The sequence below is a fragment of the Pseudoalteromonas sp. XMcav1-K genome (assembly GCF_044005875.1).
Lineage (GTDB): Bacteria > Pseudomonadota > Gammaproteobacteria > Enterobacterales > Alteromonadaceae > Pseudoalteromonas > Pseudoalteromonas spongiae.
On record NZ_JBIPJE010000003.1, the window covers coordinates 1 to 4,426 of the forward strand.

Consider the following 4,426-nt stretch of genomic DNA (forward strand, 5'->3'; position numbering starts at 1 on the left):
CGGTGTTTTCGCTTGCTTCTTGCCAGATTTCAATCAATTCTGGTTTAACGAGCCCATGCTCTAAAACGCAGCGTTTAAACTCATCAACAAATAACTGTTTTTGCGCTGCCGCAGGGTTACTTTTATGTTCTGGGATATAATGTTGAATGGCAGTGAACAGCTCGAAAATACGTTTTCGCATTCCCCCTTTAGTGAACCCTTTCCACTTTAGATACGATAATGCTGAAAACCAATGGGGCATAAAGTTGGTTAATCCACTCTTACTTTGATTGTGTTTTTCAGTCAACCATTCGTGAGCAACCGATAAATAACGCATAAAAAAGCCATTAGTTTGCTCTCGGTCAACATGCCAAGGAAAGCGTTCATGGGTTATACCCTCAATTTCAATGCTTTCTTCGCTGTAATGTGTTAATCCATCAACTGAAAGTGTGTAAAAGTCATCAATTAACGTGTCGGATATCGACAGCTCATTTAACATCCACCCGGTGATAAGTCGATACATAAATACATGTCTAAACTCACGTTTCCCGTCTTCCCAAGGGACTTCCTTCATCACGCTAAAGTAATGCTCTTTTTTTAACTCAGGTAAGAAAAATAACTTAGAGACAAAACCAAGGTCATATTCACTGTGTAATGTCCATTCGCCTTTTATAAAATACCGTTTTAGAGAGGCATTTTGCGCTTTTTTACTGCTACCAATAATGGGTAAGAGCTTTTCAAATAAGGCTTCGCGTTCAGCTTTCCATACCGGGTCATTCGTTTTGAATTGTTCTTTATGAAATGAAAATTTTGCCATGTTACCTGCTCTATTGTAATGATTCTAAAATTGCAGCACCAGAACTGACTAACCAGGCAGAAATATCATCCATCTTAGCAAACTTTGCAGAATCAATTTCTTTCTTTTTTAAAGTTGTTTTAATCTCTGTACCTTTATTATTTTCATCTAACTTAGTTAAACGATTTTTTAACTGGTTTTTACTAAAGCTCCATTGGCGCTTACGTTTAGACGTTGCTTTTATATCAAATACTTGAAAACGCCAACGTAGATCAACATTAATGACATCTTTTATCTCAGGAGTTCCTTCTGAGTCCACCGTATAGGTTACATCTTTTTCACCATCCTGCGCTCTTAACTGTGCGGCGCGATCTACAACAACTTCTTTGCTTGCATTACCGCCGCCCCCTTTTTGGCCATAAGTCCACGGGCTGAATGTATGCTTATTACTAAGCGATTTAAGTTCCACCCAAATCTCTTCATCTGACGATAAATTATATGTCAATACAATATCGACTTTTCGCTCATGATTTTCTAACTTGTTCTCTAACCCTGCCTTAGATGTATAAAACCAGACTTTGCGTGTAGCTTCGACAGCTTTAATTTGTGGAAATGCTCCTACCGTTTGAGACTCAAAGTGGTATTGAGCAATCTTGGCTAAGTGATACATACCGCCATGAGCTTGGTTTGTTAAATTGACGCCTTTTGTGAATACAGATTTAAACGCATTACCATAGATACCACGGATACGAGATTGAAGGGTGCTACCTTTTGTTCCTAGTGTTTCATCTGCCATCGATTTTTCAAGGTACCATATAACGCCAACCATGACTTTAGGTGAAATTCTTGCCGACGACTCACCTTTTAAAAAGGTTTTAAAGTTTGTTGCCGCCCTTGCCTGCAATGCTATCGCCATAGTTAAAAATTTGCGGTTACTAACTAATCCCCTTAACTGCTTAAAGTCTGTTTTTTTGATACCTTTTAAAATGGCGCGGATCGCTTTTGAAAGATCTTCTGGTTTGAAATTATCACCTAAGTCTTCAGCTGTTTTCTTCAACTCAACACCGATTTCCTTTTGAATACGTTTCCTCTGTTTTCTTAATGGATTGCTCGCATAAGCATTAGGAACAAGGTCATGCAGTAGTGTCCAACTTGATTGAGGCGTATTTGTATTGGATGCAGTTAGTTCGACATCTGGGATGTCTCCATCCCCTTCCCAACCATCAGCCGGTAAGCTCAAGTATTCCATCCACGCTAACAAGTCATCACTGCTGGCAATGGATTTAACTAGAATGGTTAAGCCTTCCCTTGCCTCTTCATCTAGCGCCATCTCACCCGCAATCAGTAGGAATGGCATTAATGTCCACAAGGTATCATATTTATTATCCATCAACTCATCGGCGACTTTACCCATCACACCACCAATGGATTTTATAAACTTCGGGTTTGATTTGTTCAGCGGTACTAATACTTTATTTAGTACTTTAACAACCGGTAATAACGGTTTAGCAATCGGTATTACAGTTAACACACCTATGGCATTCAGTGTGAGTTCTAATGGGTCAAAGTTATCAGAGCCCGTTGCCGCATAATAAATTTGCATTGCCAACCCTTTACCTTCGTCAATCGGTAACGCAAGGCCAATAGCAAGTTTAATGGCTTCAAATACATAGTCTGTTATATCAAAGTCAAACAAACCTGCATGCGCCACTGAAATGAGTGGAAACGGGGTATAAGCTTGATAATTTGGGTCGTACGGCGGATAACCATCTGGCTTGTTAATATCGACATACAACAAGGCCATTTGCCGGAAATACTCTTTATCAATTACTGATACGAAATACTGGTACCCATCAATGTTAATCCCAATACGTTGCGACTTTGCCGTTTGTCCATCTTGGTTAAACGCACCTGTACTGTGAAGATTTATTTCTTTGCTAAGCTCATTAGGCAAGAAGGTATGACTCATTTCGCCACTTGCATTGGCAAATTGCAGTAATGGTGCACTGCCCCAGTCAAACATTTTAAAGTTGCTCATTGCACCATTAAACTGTTGGCCAATAGTCAGTCCCCTTTGTGTAACTGAGTAAACAAGTTCACCATTAGCAGTAACTGAAGTTCGCTGCCCGTCGACTTCTAACGTTAGTTGGCCATTCTGATATCGACCCGCAACAGTACTCCATTTATTCAATTCGATTGGTGGCGTTGTAACAGACGCTTTTCCTTGAGTTGTATGAAGGTAATATGTCAACGAAGCATCTTCGTTAATTGTTAAGCCTTGTGCACCGCCTTCTAAGTTAAATATTTCACCGCTTGTTGTTGTCGCTTTTAAATCGATTCTAAAACCGACATCTTGCGCTACTTTAAAGCGAGTACTCAACGGCACCACAATACGACTGCTTTCCCATTCCCCTGCTGGGTTTTGAATTGCTTTTGACGAAAATTTAAAACTAGTCCCGATATTGAGTGGATGGTCTTCAGTGACAACTATATGCTTAGCTAGACCAGGATGTAGGTTATTAAATTCAGCAACATCTTGCTCTTCGAGTGCATCCATTGCAAAGCCAGCTATTGGCTGCAAATTGGGTTCTGCCATGGTTCCCAAAATTAACTGCTGGGTGAGCCCTTCAGTACCATTTAGGGTAATATCAGTAATAGCTTGATACGGTAAATTGATTCTAACACTGTCGTCGCGTACGTGATTTATAATGCCATTTTCGACTTCATTTCCCACCACTATAGCACCGGTTGTGCTTGCATAGCGTGGCGTATTTTGCAATTTTTGTGAGACTGCATGTTGTTTTTGTTGCGGTGTTAGGCGAGCAAGATGCATCGCACGCAAATGTTTATTTTCAATTGGTTTGGCTTTAACTGTACTGCCAACTAATACACCAGGAACAAGTCCAACACGCGCCGTTAACTGAACATCATTTAGCTCGTTAAAGCCACTGAATAAAAATGTAGACGCCTTGCCTTCACCATTTGTCATGACACGAGTCCGCGTCAATTTGCCCACGTTACTACCAAAGTTAACATACACGCCCCGCGCTGCCTCTCCGCCCGGAGTAGTTACTTTAGCTGACATTTGGTATTGTTCATTTGCATCCATGCTTGTAGGGTAGTCATCAATTTCGATTACAAGGGGAGCTATGGAAGTTAAATGGGTTACTTTTGCATCTCCAGATTGGACAGTCAGAGTCAACGACTCTTCAGGCGACTCACCTCCTATAATTGTGGCACTGGCTTTGCCTCCTTTTGTCTCATCATCTGATGATGCGATGATGCCTACACCATCTAAACTAAAGTTAATCGCAGTACCATCTGCAACTAGATTTCCATTTTTATCGGTAACGGTAACGTCTACGGTAATTTCACCGTAACCTGAAATAAATGCCTCGCCATCTGCAACTAAGTCAATGGTGTCTGGTACTCCCGGCACAACTTCTATGGCATCCATAATAACGTAATTGTCTTTATCGCCAGCAAAGTACACAAAGGGGGTTGCACTTGTACCAGTGTACGGCGGTAGCTGAATATCTGCGGCAAAAACGCCGTTTTCGGCATTGTTATTATCTAAATTAATAAAGCTGCCTGAACCTTTGGCATCCCATTTAATTTCAACCGGAGTTTTATTCTGACGGTTTGCATAAC

The 4,426-nt window shown here is 40.8% G+C and carries 1 protein-coding gene and 1 pseudogene; both read right to left on the minus strand.

Annotated features, from left to right (window positions below):
• A pseudogene (locus tag ACHSBP_RS00030) lies at window positions 1-796 on the minus strand (hypothetical protein); the annotation flags it as partial.
• Window positions 797-806: 10 nt separating this feature from the next.
• On the minus strand, window positions 807-4,426 hold a 3,620-nt coding region (locus tag ACHSBP_RS00035), incomplete at its 5' end, for a LamG-like jellyroll fold domain-containing protein (protein WP_395387881.1).